The organism is Vibrio hyugaensis, from assembly GCF_002906655.1.
GTDB classification, from domain to species: Bacteria; Pseudomonadota; Gammaproteobacteria; order Enterobacterales; family Vibrionaceae; genus Vibrio; species Vibrio hyugaensis.
The window spans coordinates 2,610,315-2,628,448 of the sequence record NZ_CP025794.1; the positions used below are offsets into that span (position 1 = coordinate 2,610,315).

17 protein-coding genes are annotated in these 18,134 nt (G+C 44.7%); all 17 read left to right on the top strand.

Annotation, left to right across the window (positions count from 1 at the left end; all coding sequences use genetic code 11):
* Positions 1-10 precede the first annotated feature (10 nt).
* The 17 genes from C1S74_RS12880 to C1S74_RS12960 all read left to right on the top strand — a co-directional run bounded on the left by C1S74_RS12880 (position 11) and on the right by C1S74_RS12960 (position 18,009).
* Complete coding sequence (locus tag C1S74_RS12880) at positions 11-1,465, top strand: PilN domain-containing protein (protein WP_045400487.1); 1,455 nt, start codon at positions 11-13, stop codon at positions 1,463-1,465.
* The gene (gene gspM / locus C1S74_RS12885; protein WP_045400489.1) at positions 1,462-2,112 is read left to right on the top strand and encodes a type II secretion system protein GspM; all 651 of its coding nucleotides are present in this window, start codon (positions 1,462-1,464) and stop codon (positions 2,110-2,112) included. Before C1S74_RS12880 ends, gspM begins: the two co-directional genes overlap by 4 nt.
* Positions 2,105-2,437 carry a hypothetical protein gene (locus C1S74_RS12890; RefSeq protein WP_045400491.1) on the top strand — a complete coding sequence of 111 codons (333 nt, stop codon included), beginning with the start codon at positions 2,105-2,107 and terminating at the stop codon, positions 2,435-2,437. Before gspM ends, C1S74_RS12890 begins: the two co-directional genes overlap by 8 nt.
* A 20-nt stretch (positions 2,438-2,457) precedes the next feature.
* A complete protein-coding gene (mshL, locus tag C1S74_RS12895) occupies positions 2,458-4,092 on the top strand; it encodes a pilus (MSHA type) biogenesis protein MshL (RefSeq protein WP_045400492.1) in 1,635 nt (544 codons plus the stop codon).
* A gap of 45 nt (positions 4,093-4,137) precedes the next feature.
* On the top strand, positions 4,138-4,977 hold the full coding sequence (locus tag C1S74_RS12900; protein WP_045400494.1) for an ExeA family protein: 840 nt from the start codon (positions 4,138-4,140) through the stop codon (positions 4,975-4,977).
* Entirely contained in the window at positions 4,968-6,065 is a 1,098-nt protein-coding gene (locus C1S74_RS12905) for a tetratricopeptide repeat protein (RefSeq protein ID WP_045400496.1), read from the top strand. Before C1S74_RS12900 ends, C1S74_RS12905 begins: the two co-directional genes overlap by 10 nt.
* Entirely contained in the window at positions 6,062-7,786 is a 1,725-nt protein-coding gene (gene mshE / locus C1S74_RS12910) for an MSHA fimbrial ATPase MshE (RefSeq protein WP_045400498.1), read from the top strand. The genes C1S74_RS12905 and mshE overlap by 4 nt, the downstream gene beginning before the upstream one ends.
* A gap of 8 nt (positions 7,787-7,794) precedes the next feature.
* Entirely contained in the window at positions 7,795-9,018 is a 1,224-nt protein-coding gene (locus C1S74_RS12915; protein ID WP_038879730.1) for a type II secretion system F family protein, read from the top strand.
* Between the two features lie 4 nt (positions 9,019-9,022).
* On the top strand, positions 9,023-9,484 hold the full coding sequence (locus C1S74_RS12920) for a hypothetical protein (protein WP_045400500.1): 462 nt from the start codon (positions 9,023-9,025) through the stop codon (positions 9,482-9,484).
* Between the two features lie 290 nt (positions 9,485-9,774).
* Positions 9,775-10,230: a prepilin-type N-terminal cleavage/methylation domain-containing protein gene (locus C1S74_RS26975; protein ID WP_045400502.1), complete on the top strand. Its 456-nt coding sequence runs from the start codon at positions 9,775-9,777 to the stop codon at positions 10,228-10,230.
* Between the two features lie 66 nt (positions 10,231-10,296).
* Entirely contained in the window at positions 10,297-10,527 is a 231-nt protein-coding gene (locus C1S74_RS12930; RefSeq protein ID WP_045400503.1) for a type II secretion system protein, read from the top strand.
* 119 nt (positions 10,528-10,646) lie between these two features.
* The gene (locus C1S74_RS12935; RefSeq protein ID WP_045400505.1) at positions 10,647-11,195 is read left to right on the top strand and encodes a type II secretion system protein; all 549 of its coding nucleotides are present in this window, start codon (positions 10,647-10,649) and stop codon (positions 11,193-11,195) included.
* Positions 11,192-11,761: a type IV pilus modification PilV family protein gene (locus C1S74_RS12940; RefSeq protein ID WP_045400569.1), complete on the top strand. Its 570-nt coding sequence runs from the start codon at positions 11,192-11,194 to the stop codon at positions 11,759-11,761. The genes C1S74_RS12935 and C1S74_RS12940 overlap by 4 nt, the downstream gene beginning before the upstream one ends.
* Positions 11,761-12,474, top strand: coding sequence for a PilW family protein (locus tag C1S74_RS12945; RefSeq protein WP_045400506.1), 714 nt, complete (start codon positions 11,761-11,763; stop codon positions 12,472-12,474). Before C1S74_RS12940 ends, C1S74_RS12945 begins: the two co-directional genes overlap by 1 nt.
* Entirely contained in the window at positions 12,464-12,898 is a 435-nt protein-coding gene (locus C1S74_RS12950) for a hypothetical protein (protein WP_045400508.1), read from the top strand. Before C1S74_RS12945 ends, C1S74_RS12950 begins: the two co-directional genes overlap by 11 nt.
* Before the next feature lie 6 nt (positions 12,899-12,904).
* Positions 12,905-16,813, top strand: a complete 3,909-nt coding sequence (locus C1S74_RS12955; RefSeq protein ID WP_045400510.1) for a DUF6701 domain-containing protein — start codon at positions 12,905-12,907, stop codon at positions 16,811-16,813.
* A gap of 152 nt (positions 16,814-16,965) precedes the next feature.
* The gene (locus C1S74_RS12960; protein WP_005381144.1) at positions 16,966-18,009 is read left to right on the top strand and encodes a rod shape-determining protein; all 1,044 of its coding nucleotides are present in this window, start codon (positions 16,966-16,968) and stop codon (positions 18,007-18,009) included.
* Positions 18,010-18,134 lie beyond the last annotated feature (125 nt).

Genomic DNA, 18,134 nt, shown 5'->3' on the forward strand with positions numbered 1-18,134 from the left:
GATAATAATCATGGATTTTAAAGCAGTACTCGACAAGCTCAAGCGATCATCGGTCGGTGGTCGCACTTGCTTTTTGGTTGTTCAGCCAGACGCAGTTTATTTATCATCACCTCTTAAAAGCAGTCGACCATCCAAATTTGAGATCACAGAATCGAATTGGGAGCGCGCATGTGAGCAAGCGTTAAGCGTAGCTGCGAGCTCTTACGATTCTTTGGCGGTTGTACTTTCTCACAACTACTATCAGATGTATCAAATCGATAAGCCTGCTATGCCGCGAAATGAGTGGCCGGCGGCTTTACCGTTTTTGCTAAAAGAGCTGATCTCTGAACGCGCGATCGACATTATTGCCGATGCGGCTGAGCTGCCTAACTCAAATAAAGTTCAAGCTTACGTTCTGTCACGAAAGATCCTTGATAAATTGGTACTGCTAGCAAGTCGAGTTCAATTACCGCTTGAAGCGATCATTCCTGAAGATGATGTTTGGGGAGACACTTCTGGTGAACTTGGCAACTTTTTATTGCTTCAACGCAGTGCTCGTGGACACTTTCGTATCAGTGCGTTTGTCGAGCATACCATTGCATTCCACCGCTCAATTCGCAGTGTCACTCCGCCATTAACAGGCGTGCCGTCGAGCGAGTTGCAGATGGACAGTTTATCTCTTGAGCTGCAACGCTCGATTGATTATCTCTCTTCCCAGCTTCGTCACGTGCAATTGCATCAGCTGAAAGTGTGTTGTGATGATGAAGATGAAAACGAATTGGTTGAGTCGCTTAACTACCGTCTAAGCACGAAGGTTTCTGCGTTATTGCCTGAAGATCATGAACCATCTGGTCATGTATTAGCAGATACAGCTGCAACTGCAACGTCTAACACTCGCCGTGTTAACCTTTATCCAGATTTCTTAAAGCCGAAAAAGAATTTGCTGACGTTAAAAAACGTAGCGATTTCTTGGGGTGTGGCAGCCGCGGTTATTTTCCTTTCTTATGGTTATGTGACTTGGCAAAGTGATGGTGTCGAAGATGAAATTGCCATTGTAAAAAGCAAAGGCAACATCATGAAGTCTGAGCTGGATCGTTACCAAGCACAATTACGTAAGCATCAACCTGATACCAATAAACTCGCTGCCAAAGCGCGTTTGGAGCGTGAAGTAAAAGCCAAGCGTGATTCACTGAAAGCCGTTGGTAAATATGATGATTCCCAACGCACAGGTTACTCGGGCGTGATGCAATCACTCGCTAAGCTTGGCAGTAATAATATTTCTTTGTCTGAAATTCGCATCGACAACAACACGTTAGATCTAAAAGGTCTGGCAAGAACGCCAAGTTCTGTTCCCAATTGGGTCAGCCAGTTCAAGAATGAGATCAGTTTAATTGGTCGTACCTTTGATGATGTGAAGATTGGTCGTAATGACGACAATATCGTGACTTTTGAATTGAAGACGCGTGGAGGCAAAGAAGAAAAATGAACGAATTCTGGCTTTCTTTAGAAGAGCGCTTTGATGAAATGAGCGCACGCGAAAAAGTTCTGATCGCACTATGTGGATTGGTCACTGTCGTGATGCTGCTGTTTACTTTGGTATTGGAACCAAAGCTCAATGAGGTGGTGAGTAACGACAAACTCTTGGGTAACTTGAAGCAGACTAATCAAAAAACCGAAATTGACATTTTGCGTATTCAGGCCCAATTAAAAAAGGATCCTAACGCAGAGATTGATCAAGCAATTTCCCAATTACTGACGGAGAGTCAACATCTGTCGATGCAGCTTTCAGAGATCATTGAACACCTTATTACACCTTCACAGATGGCAGCTTTGCTCGAAAGTGTATTAGAGCAGCAAAGCGGAATTCATTTACTGTCGCTTCAGACATTGCCTGCGGAGCCGATAACGGAAGATAAAGAAGCGTCTCAATACTCCGGATACTACGTGCACCCAGTGCGTATGGAGTTAACAGGTGACTACTTTGCTATCGCTAACTACTTGACCAAATTAGAAAGCTTGCCAGCAAGTTACTACTGGCGCAGCTTCAGTTATAAAGTTGAAGCGTATCCAAAAGCGAAGTTGGTGTTGGAAGTGTACACATTGGGTTCTAGAGAGGAGTTTATTGGTGGTTAAGAAACTCATTACCTCACTTGTTCTTGTGGTTGCTGCAGGTTCTAGTTGGGCCAACCAAGATCCAACAGCGCCTCTTGGCTGGCAAAAACCAGCGACAGAATCGCAAGCCAAGCCGAAAGCAAAACAGTACCGCTTACCAACGCTCAACAGCATCGTATGTAAGCCGAATACTGAATGTGTCGCTATTTTGAATAACCGTATTGTCGAGCCTGGCGTGAAACTTAACGGATATCGAGTAGCCAGTATCAATAGTGAATTTGTAACTTTAAAGCGTGGTGACCGTCAGTGGAAACTAGAGCTTTTTGGTTTGAACGTAAAAAAATAATAACCAGAGCCTGATCAGATATGCGCAAATTAGTTGTAGGAATAGTGATTGCTTCCTTAATGGGGTGTTCTATGGGTCATCGTGATCCAGTAGAAGTGAAGCAAGCGCTCAACGAATCTATCAATGAAGCAAACAGTCGTGCACTTGAAGAAATCCCTTCTTCAGTGGAAGCCGACCTTATGCCAAACCTAGACAGCAGTACTTCTTCTCAACAAGGTACGTTGAAGCGTTTTCGTATCCAAGCCAATGCGGTTGAGGCGCGTAGTTTCTTCGCATCCTTGGTTAAAGGCACGGAATACAGTGTGGCGATTCATCCTGCGGTACAAGGCAATATTACCGTAAACCTTTCTGATGTTACGCTGGATGAAGTGCTTAATGTTGTTCAGAACATGTATGGCTACGATGTCGTGAAGTCTGGCAAAGTGATTCAAATTTACCCAGCAGGCATGCGCACAGTTACGATTCCTGTCGATTACCTACAGTTCAAGCGTTCTGGCCGTTCACTAACGAGCATTGTGACTGGATCGGTCACGTCGGCGGGTACATCAAATTCAGGTGGTAGCTCTGATGATTCTGACTCGTCAGATTCAAACAGCGATAACGGTGACAGCTCTACAACATCGACAGGTGGTACTCGCATTGAAACCATCACAGAAAGTGATTTTTGGCCGATGCTGCAACAAGCTGTGGCGAACCTTATCGGCTCTGGTAAAGGCCAAAGTGTTGTCGTCACCCCTCAAGCTGGTGTGATTACCGTTCGTGCCTTCCCTGACGAAATTCGTGAAGTTCGTGAATTCTTGGGTATTTCTCAAGAGCGCATGCAGCGTCAGGTGATTCTGGAAGCAAAAATCTTAGAAGTGACATTGAGTGACGGTTACCAACAGGGTATCAATTGGTCAAATATGTCAGCCTCTATTGGTAACTCGGGTAGTGTTGTCGTTGACCGAAACCCAGTGACTCTACCTTTAGATGCAATTGGTTCGCTACTCGGTGGACAAACTAACGTTACTTTCTCTGATGGTAACTTTGAAGCTGTAATGAGCTTCATGGCCACTCAAGGTGATTTGAACGTGCTTTCTAGCCCGCGCATCACTGCAGCAAACAACCAAAAGTCCGTCATTAAAGTGGGTACCGACGAGTACTTCGTTACCGAGCTGTCAAGTAATGCAGGTAATGGCGAGAACTCCAACGCGGTGCCTGAAGTTGAGCTTACACCTTTCTTCTCTGGTATCTCTCTAGATGTGACTCCGCAAATCGATAATAAAGGCAATGTGTTCCTGCACGTTCATCCGGCAGTTATTGAAGTGGAAGAAGAGATTAAGAACCTCAACCTTGGTGGCGACTTCCAAAACATCCAACTTCCACTCGCGAAAAGCTCGATTCGTGAATCTGATTCTGTGATTCGTGCAAAAGATGGTGATGTGGTTGTGATTGGTGGTTTGATGAAACAACAAAACCTAGAGCAAGTATCGAAAGTGCCTTTCCTAGGCGATGTGCCAGCACTTGGTAACTTATTCCGTAATATCAACAATGTGACGCAAAAAACAGAGTTGGTTATTTTGCTGAAGCCAACGGTTGTTGGCGTGAACACGTGGCAGAAAGAGCTAGAGCGTTCACGTGATTTACTGCAAGAGTGGTTCCCTGACGCTGAGTAATCAGCGTTAGGAAGTGTCGTTTAAACGTGGTTTTTTGATTCGACTATGTACTTGTCGCATTTTGGATTTCGAGTTCAGCCTTTTTCACTCACCCCAAATACAGAAATGTTTCTGGGGTTAGTTCCTCACTATGAGGCCATTCAAACCATTTTGGCTGCGGTCAAGATGGGGGAAGGCGTTATCAAAGTGACGGGGGAAGTCGGCACAGGTAAAACGATGGTTTGCCGTAAGCTGATAGAACAAATCGAATCTCAAGTGGAACTGGTTTATTTGCCTAATCCTGTTTTGAGTGGCGAGCAACTTCAGTTTGCTGTAGCAAGAGAACTTGGCATCGAAGATACCGATCCACTAAAAATCGTTTCACTGATTCAAGAGCATCTGATTGAGGTACACGCATCGGGCAAGAAAACCGTTTTAATTGTCGACGAGGCTCAAGCTCTTTCAACCGAGGCGTTAGAGACGTTACGTTTATTCGGCAACTTGGAAACCGAGCAAGACAAATTGATTCAATTAGTCTTATTTGGTCAGCCTGAATTGGATGAGCGTTTAGAAACGCATGAACTCAGACAGTTTCGTCAACGCATCACATTCAGCTGTCAACTTCGCCCTCTCTCTGTTGAAGAAGGGGTTGCGTACATCAATAACCGTCTAGATAAAGCCGGTAATGGTGCGCATATATTCTCAATAGAGCAGAAGAAGGCGATTTGGCGATCGTCGATGGGAATTCCTCGTTTGATTAACCAAATCAGCCATAAAGCCTTGCTTTCTGCGTTTAATGACCGTTGTACGCTTTTGAAAAATCAACACGTTTACGTTGCGATGCACGATACCTTCGATGCACGTAAACCTAAGTTTAAAACTCCCAGATTTTGGGGATGGAGCTAACCTTGAGTGCCATCAATAAAGCATTATCAGAACTTGCTGAAAAAGAATCGCCTTCAGAACTAACCAAGGCAGACATTCCGAGTATCTCGCGAAGCAAACCATGGCTTTGGCTGGTTGGCGGCTTCTCATTGAGCTTAGCCGTTGGCGGATGGGCAGTGTCTCAAGGCCCGGCGCCCGTTGAAAACATGGCGACGACTACCGTGATGTCTGTTAGTCAGGCTAATCGTCCCTCCGCTCAAGTGGTTGAAGTGAGCCATTCGCCAACAAGCAAGGTGACGCCTGAATTAGACAATGTGGTGTATGCGCAAAGAATTGAAAGACCTAAAGTAACGGTACAAGTTCCTGTGATGAAAGCGGCTCCACAAGTCGACGACTTCGAGCCCCGTAAGCAAGTCGTCAGCGCACAAGAGCAGCCTATTTTATTGGCGAGTTTGAGTGGCAATACGCAACAAACATCAACGGTGGCACAAGACAGTTCAATGCGTATTGAGCAAGTGGAATTGACGCATCAACAGTTGGCGGAGAAAGCGCTAGGCCGTGCAGATAAAGCCATGGATGCCAATGATATGAAGACGGCATTAGCAGCTTTTTCCGAAGCACTTCGTTATCAGCCAAGCAACGTGGAAGCTCGCCAAAAGTTGTCTGCTCTTTATTTTGGCAAAGGTGATACACGCAAAGCTTATGAGATCTTACAAGCTGGCATCCAGCTTGACACTGATAACCAAGGCCTGCGTCTTGCGCTCTCAAAGTTGTTAGTCAAAGCAGACCAAACAGAGGCCGCGCTCAGCCCATTAGCATACCTACCGGCTTCGCCGACTCGTGATTACCTTGCAATGCGTGCTGCATTAGCTCAAAAGCAAAAGCAAAATGAAATTGCACTAGAGAGTTATCAATTACTGACGCAACGTGAACCAGAAAATGCGCGCTGGTGGCTAGGTCTCGCAATTCAACAAGAGCGTGCTTTGGCTTTTACTCCAGCGATTGCTTCTTATCAGCAAGCATTAGGCAAAGTTGGTATTTCAAATCAATCTCAGGCATTTATTCGTGATCGTCTGAACATTTTAAAACAACTGGAGAATGCGCAATGAGAATTCAGTTGAGAAAGCGCCTTGGCGATCTATTGGTTGAAGAAGGTATTGTTTCAGAAGAACAAGTTCAGCAAGCGTTGGCGGCTCAGCACAGCACTGGGCAGAAGCTTGGTGATGTTCTGATTGATCTTGGGTTCATCAGTGAAAAGCAGATGCTCGAATTCTTATCTCAGCAACTGGGCTTGCCGTTGATCGATTTAAGCCGTGCGCCTGTTGATGCTGATGTGGTTCCGATTCTTCCTGAGGTTCACGCTCGACGACTGCGAGCCATGGTTGTTGCTCGCAATGGGGATACGTTGCGTGTTGCGATGAGTGACCCTGCGGATTTGTTTACTCAAGAGTCACTAATGAACTTGTTGGGTGAATACGATCTGGAGTTCATCATTGCTCCAGAGCGCCAACTGGTAAAAAGTTTTGACCGTTATTACCGCCGAACAAAAGAAATCGCCTCTTTTGCCGAACAGTTGCAAGCCGAGCACCAAGATGTTGAAGCTTTTGATTACGGCATTGATGAGTCGGACAGTGAAGAGGTCACCGTCGTTAAACTGGTTAACTCAATGTTTGAAGATGCTGTCCAAGTGGGTGCTTCGGATATTCACATTGAGCCAGACGACAAAGTGCTGCGTTTGCGCCAACGTGTCGATGGTGTGTTGCATGAAACGCTTCTAAACGAAGTGAACATTGCTTCAGCGTTGGTACTGCGTCTTAAATTAATGGCCCATTTGGACATCTCCGAAAAGCGTTTGCCGCAAGATGGTCGCTTTAATATCAAGGTTCGTGGTCAGTCGATCGACATTCGTATGTCGACGCTACCAACGCAATATGGCGAATCGGTGGTAATGCGTCTACTCAACCAATCTTCTGGTTTACGACAGTTAGAAGATTCCGGTTTGCCTCCTGAGTTATTGGCGCGTTTGCGTCGTCAGTTGTCTCGTCCGCACGGCATGATCCTCGTAACGGGCCCTACAGGTTCTGGTAAAACCACCACGCTTTATGGTGCATTGAGTGAATTGAACGAACCGGGTAAGAAGATCATTACCGCAGAAGACCCGGTGGAATACAGATTGCCTCGTATTACTCAGGTTCAAATCAACAGCAAAATTGACCTGACTTTCTCTCGCGTGCTGCGAACTTTCCTTCGTCAGGACCCGGATATCATTCTTATTGGTGAGATGCGTGACCAAGAGACGGTCGAAATTGGTTTGCGTGCCGCACTGACTGGTCACTTGGTATTAAGTACCTTGCACACTAACGATGCTGTTGATAGCGCTCTTCGTATGATCGACATGGGGGCGCCTGGTTACTTGGTGGCAAGCGCCGTGCGTGCGGTGGTTGCTCAGCGCCTAGTGCGCCGCGTTTGTCCGGATTGTAAAACGACAGAACAGCTTGATGGCGCTCGTCAACAATGGCTAGCGGGTCGATTCCCGAATCAAGTTGGTGCGACTTTCCATAAAGGTGTCGGTTGCCAAAACTGTAACTTAACGGGCTACCGAGGCCGAATCGGTGTGTTTGAAATGCTCGAGCTTGAACATGAAATGATGGATAAGTTACGTGCAAACGACGCAGTGGGTTTTGCTCAAGTGGCTCGACGTTCAGACAACTACAAGCCGCTGCTTGCTTCTGCAATGGAGCTCGCATTGCAAGGCTCAGTCAGCTTGGATGAAGTGATGGCTCTGGGGGAAGGCGATGCTTCCGGTAAAATCGATCCAATTCTAATGTAGGTAAGTGAATGCCAACTTTTCGTTATCAAGGCCGCACCTTAGACGGCTCATCAACCAGTGGTAAAGTCGAGGCTGTAAATTCAGAATCGGCGGCGGAAGCGTTGATGAACAAGGGTATTATTCCCTTAAACCTGCGTTTAGAAAAAGAAGGGGTAAAGAGCAAAGTTAGTTTATCCAAACTGTTTGTGCCTGCGATTCCACTTGAAGTCATTATCCTGTTTTCTCGTCAGCTCTTTAGTCTGACCAAAGCGGGCGTACCTTTGCTCCGTTCGATGCGTGGCTTGCTACAAAACTGCGAAAACAAGCAACTGAAAGAAGCGCTTGAAGATGTGGTTGCCGAGTTGAGCAATGGTCGTGGATTGTCTTCTGCGATGCAGCCGCACACCAAAGTGTTCAGTCCGTTGTTTGTGTCGATGATCAACGTGGGTGAAAACACGGGTCGCCTTGATGAAGCATTACTGCAATTAGCCAATTATTACGAGCAAGAGTTGGAAACGCGTAAGCGCATCAAAGCAGCAATGCGTTACCCAACGTTTGTGATTGTCTTTATCACCATCGCGATGTTTATTTTGAACATTCTGGTTATCCCTGAATTTGCCTCCATGTTCACTCGTTTTGGTGTGGAACTACCATTGCCTACCCGAGTGTTGATTGCGACCTCTAACTTCTTCGTTAATTACTGGGGCTTGTTGATTGCTGCCATCGTTGGTGCCTTCTTAATCTTCCGATCTTGGGTTGCAACCGCAGATGGGCGAGAGAAGTTCGATAAACTGCGTTTGAGATTACCCATTGTCGGTGACATCGTAAACCGTGCTCAGCTTTCTCGATTTTCAAGAACCTTCTCGTTGATGCTGAAATCGGGTGTGCCTCTAAACCAATCACTTGCACTGGCTGGTGAAGCTCTTGGCAACAAGTTCTTGGAAAACCGAATTCTAGAAATGAAATCTGCAATTGAAGCGGGTAGTACCATTTCTGTCACGGCAATTAACAGTAAGATTTTTACGCCTCTGGTCATCCAGATGATTGCCGTAGGTGAAGAAACGGGTCGAATTGATGAGCTACTACTGGAAGTTTCAGACTTCTATGACCGTGAAGTGGATTACGACTTAAAAACGCTGACAGCCCGAATTGAACCGTTACTTTTGGTTATTGTTGCGGGCATGGTGATGGTATTGGCACTGGGTATCTTCCTGCCGATGTGGGGGATGCTGGACATCATCAAAGGCGGCTAACGGGGTGGTTGAAAATCAAAGCCGAGCAACGCTTATTCTTGCTGGAGTAGTCGGCGTTATTGTCCTAGCTGTATTTATACAAAAGTTAAAACCGATAGAGCAAGAAGCACAAGCGACAGGGGTAAAACTTGCCAAGGTTTGGATGCAAGATAGTGTGCAACGATACCACCAAGCGTGGCTCGTTCATGGAGAGCCTAAGTTGCTGTTAATGGACGGTTTTGAGCTTAATATGACAGAAGGGGGCTTAGTGTCACCTTTCAAATCAAGCGGTGCGCTCGATTGTGACTATTGGTTGGCGGTCCATTACCCGCAACGTAAAATTATGGCGAGCGAGTTGTTAGAAATTCGTGGAGCAATTAAAAGTAATAGTTATACATGTGACTATACTTATGAAAATGGACAGAGAGTTGTTGTTATATCGAACGCTAATCGTCTGAAAATAGACGTCGAAATGTCGGCGGAGTGATTTTTTTGACACTTTAGTACTATAAATAGGAATGAAAGTCGGTATAATGCAAACATTACCATAAGCAAAAGGTTGTAATAAAAAGTAAACCACAAGGTGATTCACTTTTTATCTCGGCTTTAACTTAACAATGGCGAATCGTCATTCTGCTCAAGCGGTAGAAAAAGGGCTCAATGGATAAACATCGGTTTATCGTTGAGATGCCACACCGTTTTGACATTATCCAAAATGGTCGCATGACCGATAAAACTTTGCAGTCACTCTGCATGCTTACATAGAGAGAGTAAACAATGAAAAGACAAGGTGGTTTCACCCTTATCGAATTGGTAGTGGTAATTGTAATCCTAGGTATTCTAGCGGTAACGGCAGCACCACGTTTCCTTAACCTACAAGATGATGCTCGTAACTCAGCTCTTGAAGGCCTAAAAGGCGCGATGGCTGGTGCTGCCGGTATTACATATGGTAAATCTGCTATTGCGGGTACAGAGAGCCAAGATACATCAAACCTAGATCTAGGTAATGGTAATTCAATTTCTGCTGCATTTGGTTACCCTGTTGCAACTGAGGCTGCTTTAGAAGCTGTTGTTGATGGTTTAGCTAATGATTGGGATGTACTCACATCTGCAGCAGGAACTTCAATTACTTACGGCTTCGATGGTTATACTGATAACTGTGTAATTTACACACAAGCTGAAGATGCAAATACTCCTGCAATTGTTGACACAACCACAACTTGTGGCAACTAATTTTTACTAAAGGCCAGCTAGTCTGGCCTTTATCTTTTTATTTTGATGAATCTCGGAATAGTTCATATGCGTAAATCATCGGGTCTTAGTGCAATAGAATTTTTGGTTGTGCTGATTATCTTAGGTGTCGTCGGTTATGTGGTATTACCAAGATTTATCAGCTTTGAACCAGAAACTTACGAAGCCAAGTGGGAGCAAACTAAGCAAACCGCTGAGCACGTTTCTGAGACGCTAAGCAACAAAGAAACTTACGATCGAATTGAAGAAGAATTGGAGCGTTCAAAAGGAGAAAAATAACCCGTTGGCGGTTATTTGTACACTTGCTCACAGTTCGAATTTAAAACTTATAAACCTATCATTATTCTCATAATTTCATCGTATACTTACTTCGCTTGTCCTAAGCCTAAGGTTGGGTTATGAAAATTCGCAGCTCTACATTAGGGTTTACATTAATGGAGCTGATCCTAGTGATCGTCCTCCTTTCCATTCTTTCTCTCTACGCTGCTAGCCGATTTATGGGCAAAGGCAGTGTTTCCGCGTTTGCCCTTCAAGAGCAGGCTATATCTGTAATTCGCCAAGTACAGGTGAATCGCATGCAATCGAATATCACCATTCCAAATAAACCTTATCCAGAACGATGTTTTCCAAGTAGCTACAACTCAGGGGAGGACTCTAGCTACACCAACTTTTGTCTATCAATTACGAGTTCTTGTATTGGTTCCTCTGCATCGTGCGCTTTATTAGGTAATGAGCGTGATAGTCGGAGTGATGTGGTTATTGATAAATCGGCTCAATTTTCCATTATTGACGGTACTTCTAGTCCTATCGAGTTTGATTTATTAGGCAATCCATTGAATGTCGCTTCCGGTGGTGTGTCTATTCTCATCCGTGATGTAAACGGTCAAAGTCAATGTCGAGTGCTGATAAACTCTCAAGGTTATGTCTCTGAGGGTTCATGCTCATGAGAAAGCAATTCGGTATGACCTTAGCTGAAATGATCATTGCTATTGTCCTAATGGGCATTGCAATGGTGGCGTTTACTTCCTTCCTAGTCCCTCAGATTCGCGACTCCGCAATGCCACACTACCAAACCCGAGCAACCGCACTTGGACAAAGCTTTATGTCGCAAATACTAGCGCGTGGCTTTGACCAAAACAGCGACTTTGATGGTGGTTTACTACGTTGTGGAGAGAGTTCACTTGGAGCGCCAAATTGTACTACCAGCCTTGGGCCTGACTCTGATGAGTCTATTCCTGAAAACTTCAACGATGTAGATGATTACATCGGTTGTTGGAGTACACCAACGACGGTTAGTCAATGCCAAGGGACAAACCGTGGCAATATCTCAGATATCTTGGGCACAAGTAGTGAAGACAAGTACCGTAACTTTCGAGTTGAAGTTGGCGTGGCATATGACGATCTGACTGCTACACCACCGATAGGAATCACTAACTATAAAAAAGTCACGGTTACGATTTTTGCTAGTAATGCTCAACCTCTGACACTAACTGCAATAAGAGGTAACTACTGATGAAAGTTCGTGGTTTTACCTTAATAGAGATGATCGTCACCATCGTGATTGGCAGCTTTATCATGCTAGGAATTGCAGGTTATGTACAGTTAGGTATGAAAGGCTACGCGGACACGATTGACCGACAGCGCATGCAAACTCAAGCGCAGTTTGTATTAGAGAAAATGTCTCGTGAAATTCGCCATGCAGTACCGAACAGCTTTCATGTGCCAACGGGTGCTTCGAATTGCTTGGAATTTGTGCCGATTGAATATTCAGGCTTTTATACGCTGACGAATAATGACTTGGAGTTTTTGCTAGGCAATGACTCTACGTTGAATCCTATCCCTGCTAATCGTTGGATGGTGATTAACCCGAGCCGATATGAAGATTTGCAATCTACATCTCCGCAGAGTTTAGCTGTTGGTGGTTTAGCGAAAACAGGCGATGTGTTTGTTGTGAGTGGGGCCGCAGGTACGATTGGTGGTACTTCCATTTCCAGCCGTCATTACATCTATCAAAATAACTCAGAAGTCCGTTACTGTTTCGATAACAGCCGCGTTATTCGAAATAACGTGACAGTAGCAGACAGCGTGGATACCTCAGCGAGTGACATGCATTACCTAGAGCCAACGCTACAACGCGGAGGTATCGTGCATATCAACTTAGAGTTCACTCAAAACGGGGAGCGTAGTGTTTACCAACAAGACGTGCAGGTGCTCAATGTTCCGTAAAAATGCTCAACAAGGCAATGTCCTGATCGTCGTTTTGTTCGTCATCATTGTAATGGGCTACCTGGCTGCGTCGCTGATGAAGGTGAGTTGGTCCAACCAAAGCACACTTACACGTGAATTTTTAGGAACGAAAGCTTGGTTCATTGCGCAATCTGCTAATGAGTGGGCACTAACTGAGCTTTACCCTTTAAACGATACGGAACCTGATGTAGCCGATCTCTGTGCTAATACCGTGAGTGGCGCTACACCAAATGTAACGGAAGGCACTGGTTGTCAACTTAGAGCGATGACATGTTCAAACATAGGTACCTTCAATGCAGGTGCCTCTGAAGCTGAATCTCTATTTCGTGTGCAAGCCACAGCAGTTTGTGGCACTGGGGTTACACAAGTACAGCGACAACAAGAGATTTGGGTTAGGGAGTAAAAAATAATGAAAAAAATAATAACGCTACTGCTTGCTAAAGTACTTTTACTTTCTTCTTCTGCGAGTTTTGCTGCTGTAAATAACAACCCTCAATTTGAGTTCGGCACTATCCCTGCTGAAGATTGTCAGGTTGTGAATAATGAACGAGGTATCACTTGTGATATCAAGTTCCAGAACACTTATGATGAAGAGCCGTTGGTCTTCGTTATGTCGACTATTGATGCCTCAATGTCGAACTTTTCTCAAAAGAAAACGGAATATCCGTCAGATTTACGAGTCTGGTCAAAGTCTACGACTCAAGCGACCGTCAAACAACTGTTTCCATCTCATAGTGCTGCATGTAAACGTTTGAGGTACAACTCAAGCAAGAAAAAGTGGCAATGTACCAACAATAACAACCAAGGTGAGCCAGTCACTTTCATTGACGTTCCAATGGAAGATATTGACTACTTAGTTATTGAGCCTGGTGTCATCAAGTTTGATGGTGATGCCATGATTGTTGCGGGTAAGGTTAGCTCTAATCTTACTTACTCGAATATTGGTGGTTCAACGTATCGAAGCAAAGATGTTAAGTTTCGCAATTTTGGTTTGAATACATTATTTGCTTCCGCTCCAGGTGTTTTGGTTCAACTTCAAACCAAAAACAACTACAAGGATAATCAACCACTGTGGTTAAGCTCTATTGCTTTGAACCCAACAACACAAGGTTTTTCACTAATTCTAGACCGCTCTGAGGTGACTACGAATGCTGAATTGAAATATTCGGAAGAAGTTGGCTTTGTTGCAGGTTTGGGGCAGGGCTTTGTTAATGGCCGTAAATTTTGGTTAGGTGATGGTTCAACAAGAAACACTCTGGGTGATTTGGATGACAATGTAATAAAACCGATCACAGAGGGTTGTTTACAAGTCAGTGATTTCCCTGTTTCTGGATTCAAATCGGCCCCGGTATTACTCGCTTCTAAGCGAACGCGTAATGGTAATAACGGTGGTTGGTTACGTCGTTGTTCTGTTACTAAGAATGGTGTTGCGCTGATCAATGAAGAAGATATGCAGAGAGACTCGGAGCGTGGTCACGTGGTAGAGCCTTTTTCGTATTTCCTTTTTGACAAACCGCCTGTTGATGGTGTGTGTGAGCTATTTCCCTCTCCTGCTCAAACGTGGGACTCGAACAGCAACGCTAAGCTAGAGATGAGTAATACCGCTAAAATTTCTGGTGCACAACTGAGTAACGGTAAACGCTATGTTGGTTTTCAACCAGCAGATATTACGATGCATAATCAAGCCAATTGTGACGGACAATCTTGTCTTGGTGACTCCGGGTTGAGAGTGCAAAAGCAAGAACTCGAAAGCTTCCGTTCTCCTGATGACCCTAATCTTGTCAATGTAAATATTTGGCAAGATGAGCGAGAGTTTAGCAATAATGAAGTCATTGGTAGCTTGAGCGTGGGGAAAGGTAAAGTGACTTTTAAAACAGGCACTTATTGGATTGGAAGTATTAATCTCAATAATGCAGGTGTGATAGAAATTCCTGATGGAGAGAAAGTTACCATTCACACGAAAAGCCTATCGATAAGCAATAATGATAGCCGCTTTGGTGAGATCGACGGCGCAGAATTGGTTGTCCTAGTTCATGGTTCAAGTAGTGGGCAGGTTGTGTTAAGCCAAAACGCAGTGTTTACAGGGTTGTTGTACAGCGAGAAAGATGTGTATCTAAGCAACTCTACGGTTGTAAATGGTGCAATTACTGCAGGACGCATTCAGATGAGCAACAGTGCGCAAATTATTGCCACAGACAACCACTGTTTTACACCTTCAGATGATTATGAAGTGACACTCTCTCCTGCTACGCAATATGCACTGATGTGTGGCACAGAACAGCCTAACTTTGAAATACAAACAAAGAATGATGGTTATGCAGAGAGCACAGGTGTCACCGTTCAGGTTTATCCTGATGCCGATAAATTCTCTGTAGATGTCGTAGATAGTACTGGTTCTGGTCATTACCCTAACTTCACGACAAGTAGTGTGTCCTCGAAACTCGGTAAGTTGAAGCTGCAAGTTACCGTCACAGATCAAAATGGTATTGAGCTCGATGACGAATATACATTAAAGGTGACGGTGGATAATGACCCATCAAAAGCGCAGACATCAACCTTCAAGTTTGTGCCATTCAAATTTGATGTTGATGATCAAACGATTGTCGCTGGTAAAAACTATCAGATTGATACGAGAGTATTAGCTTGTAGCGATGGTCAGCAAACTGTAGTGAAAAGTTACACGGGCTCACCAAGTGTTCAGTTAGAAATTGAAACACCAGCTGATGGTCGGAGTGACCAAAGCTTACTGACTTATGCGCCAAAGTTTACGAGTTCAGAGCAGGGAACATCATCGGATGATACCTTTAAGCTGATGGAGTCGGGCTTATACACCGTTAAACTTGAGGATGCGAATTTTACTTGTGACCCTCAGTATTCTGATGAGTGTCCAATAGCTTCGGATGAAGATAAGGATGCTCAGAAGTCCGTGACGGCTCTGAACGGTTCATTCAGTGTTAAGTCGCGACCATGGAAAGTAGCATCATGTAATATAGTCGCTAAAAATGGTGGGAAACCAAACCCAGCGACTCAAGCTACTGGGGACGGCTTTATTGCTGCCGCAGAGAGCTTTAATGTGACTTACAAGCCTATTGTTCATAGTGACTCACGTGGCAATGCCAACAATGCTTGTGATTACCCACTCACACAAAACTATTTCTCGGATGCAAATACGACTGCACCTCTCGATGTTGAATTTTCTGTTTTGTATCCATCTGGTGGTGATCTTGCCAACCTGGATCCAAGTAATGGTTCAAATTTAGACTTTAGTTCTGAAGAGGCTAAAACGGGTAAAACCGTGGAATATGTATGGGATGAGGTTGGTTCTTTAAGCCTTAAAACCAAAGCAACGTATTTAGGTATGGGTCTGAGCGAATATGAAACAACGGTTGGTCGCTTCTATCCGAAATACTTCCAGGTTGTTGGTAGTGATTGGAACTACCCTGAGGATCAAATTTTTGCTTATATGAACCAGCCTTTTGATGGTGTTGAGTTCAGCGTAGAAGCTTTGAATGCAAATAAAGCGGCGATCAAGAACTATGCGAGCTTTGCAACGAAAGCGGAATTTAATCTAGATGATATTGACCGTTACTCAGCTCGATTCGATGCGCCTGATTTTGGTTCTGGGGCATGGGTGAATCAATCGGAACGAAGTCTAGGTTCATTCTCAATTACTAACAATGGGCAGTGTGTTGGTAGTGCGTGTTGGAATAAAGATCTCGGAGGTACTTACCCTGACGGTCCATTTAACTCCGTAATTGGGACTGCTACTTCAGAGATTGGTTTGGTGTACACCAATAATGCTGATCCTGTGGAATACATTATTGATGATGAAAAAGGAACCAATTCACGTTTAGTGGAACAGCCCGACATCCGTTTTGGTCGTGTTGACTTAGATGATGTCGGTGGCAACCAAGGAGCAACGCTTCGAATACCTTTGAGAGTCGAATACTGGAATGGCAGTCGTTTTATTGCTAATCCTGATGACAGCCAAACTAAAGTGTTGGGAGAAACTGAAGACGATTCTCAGGTGCATATTTGGCCTGCAGATAACACTGCTAAAGTTGTTTCTCTAGGCGCTGGTGGCCTAGTTGATTCAGGCTATTCTCTCTCAGTTACAGCGACAGAGGCTGAATCTTACCGCCAGCAAACCCGCGTGTGGTTAGAACTTGATGGTGCTTTAAATGCGCTACCTTGGCTTAAATACGATTGGGATAACGATGATATCGAAGAAAACCCATCATCGGTCGTCACGTTTGGTATTCACCGTGGTAATGATCGCGTGATTTACCGTGGAGAACCGGGCTTAACCGGACAGTAACAAGTTAGGTTTTTTGCGTTAAGTAAGGAAACTGCAAGAAATTGAGGCTTTCTGCTCATGTTTGTGTACCAATGCCTTGCTGTGACAGCGAGGCATTGGTACATTTAGGACAATTTTTGTCTTCTAAAATTTTTGCAGGATGAGCGAAGAATATGTTTAAAAAACTTCGTGGCATGTTTTCTAACGACCTATCTATCGATTTAGGTACTGCCAACACTCTAATTTACGTAAAAGGACAGGGCATCGTTCTAGATGAACCTTCTGTAGTTGCTATTCGTCAAGATCGTGTAGGTTCTGCAAAAAGCGTTGCTGCTGTAGGCCATGCGGCAAAACAGATGCTTGGTCGTACACCGGGTAACATCTCAGCTATTCGCCCAATGAAAGACGGCGTTATCGCTGACTTCTACGTAACAGAAAAAATGCTTCAGCACTTCATCAAGCAAGTGCATGACAACAGCATTCTAAAACCAAGCCCACGTGTACTTGTATGTGTGCCTTGTGGTTCGACTCAAGTTGAGCGCCGTGCGATTCGTGAATCTGCACTAGGTGCTGGCGCGCGTGAAGTTTACCTAATTGACGAGCCAATGGCGGCGGCAATTGGTGCTGGCCTACGTGTTTCTGAGCCAACAGGCTCAATGGTGGTCGATATTGGTGGTGGTACAACAGAAGTTGCCGTTATCTCACTAAACGGTGTGGTTTACTCTTCTTCTGTACGTATCGGTGGTGACCGCTTTGATGAAGCTGTGATCAACTACGTGCGTCGTAACTACGGCAGTTTGATCGGTGAAGCAACGGCTGAAAAGATCAAACACGAAATCGGTTCGGCTTACCCAGGTGATGAAGTTCAAGAGATCGAAGTTCGTGGTCGTAACCTTGCAGAAGGTGTGCCACGCAGCTTTAGCCTAAACTCAAACGAGATCCTAGAAGCGCTTCAAGAGCCGCTATCAGGCATCGTATCAGCAGTGATGGTTGCACTAGAACAGTGCCCACCTGAGCTGGCGTCTGATATCTCTGAAAACGGTATGGTTCTGACTGGTGGTGGTGCACTACTAAAAGACCTAGATCGTCTACTAATGGAAGAAACTGGTATTCCAGTTGTTATCGCTGAAGACCCACTAACGTGTGTGGCTCGTGGCGGTGGTAAAGCACTAGAAATGATCGACATGCATGGCGGCGATCTCTTCTCTGAAGAATAAAGTGTGTGGTGAAGCTCAACATGAGCTTCACCTTCATTTCTGCTCTCTGTAATTTCAATCTGCTCCATACCTAGAATCGTCTCAAGTCGAATTCTCAGGTTGCCAAGTAAGGCTCTATATTCATG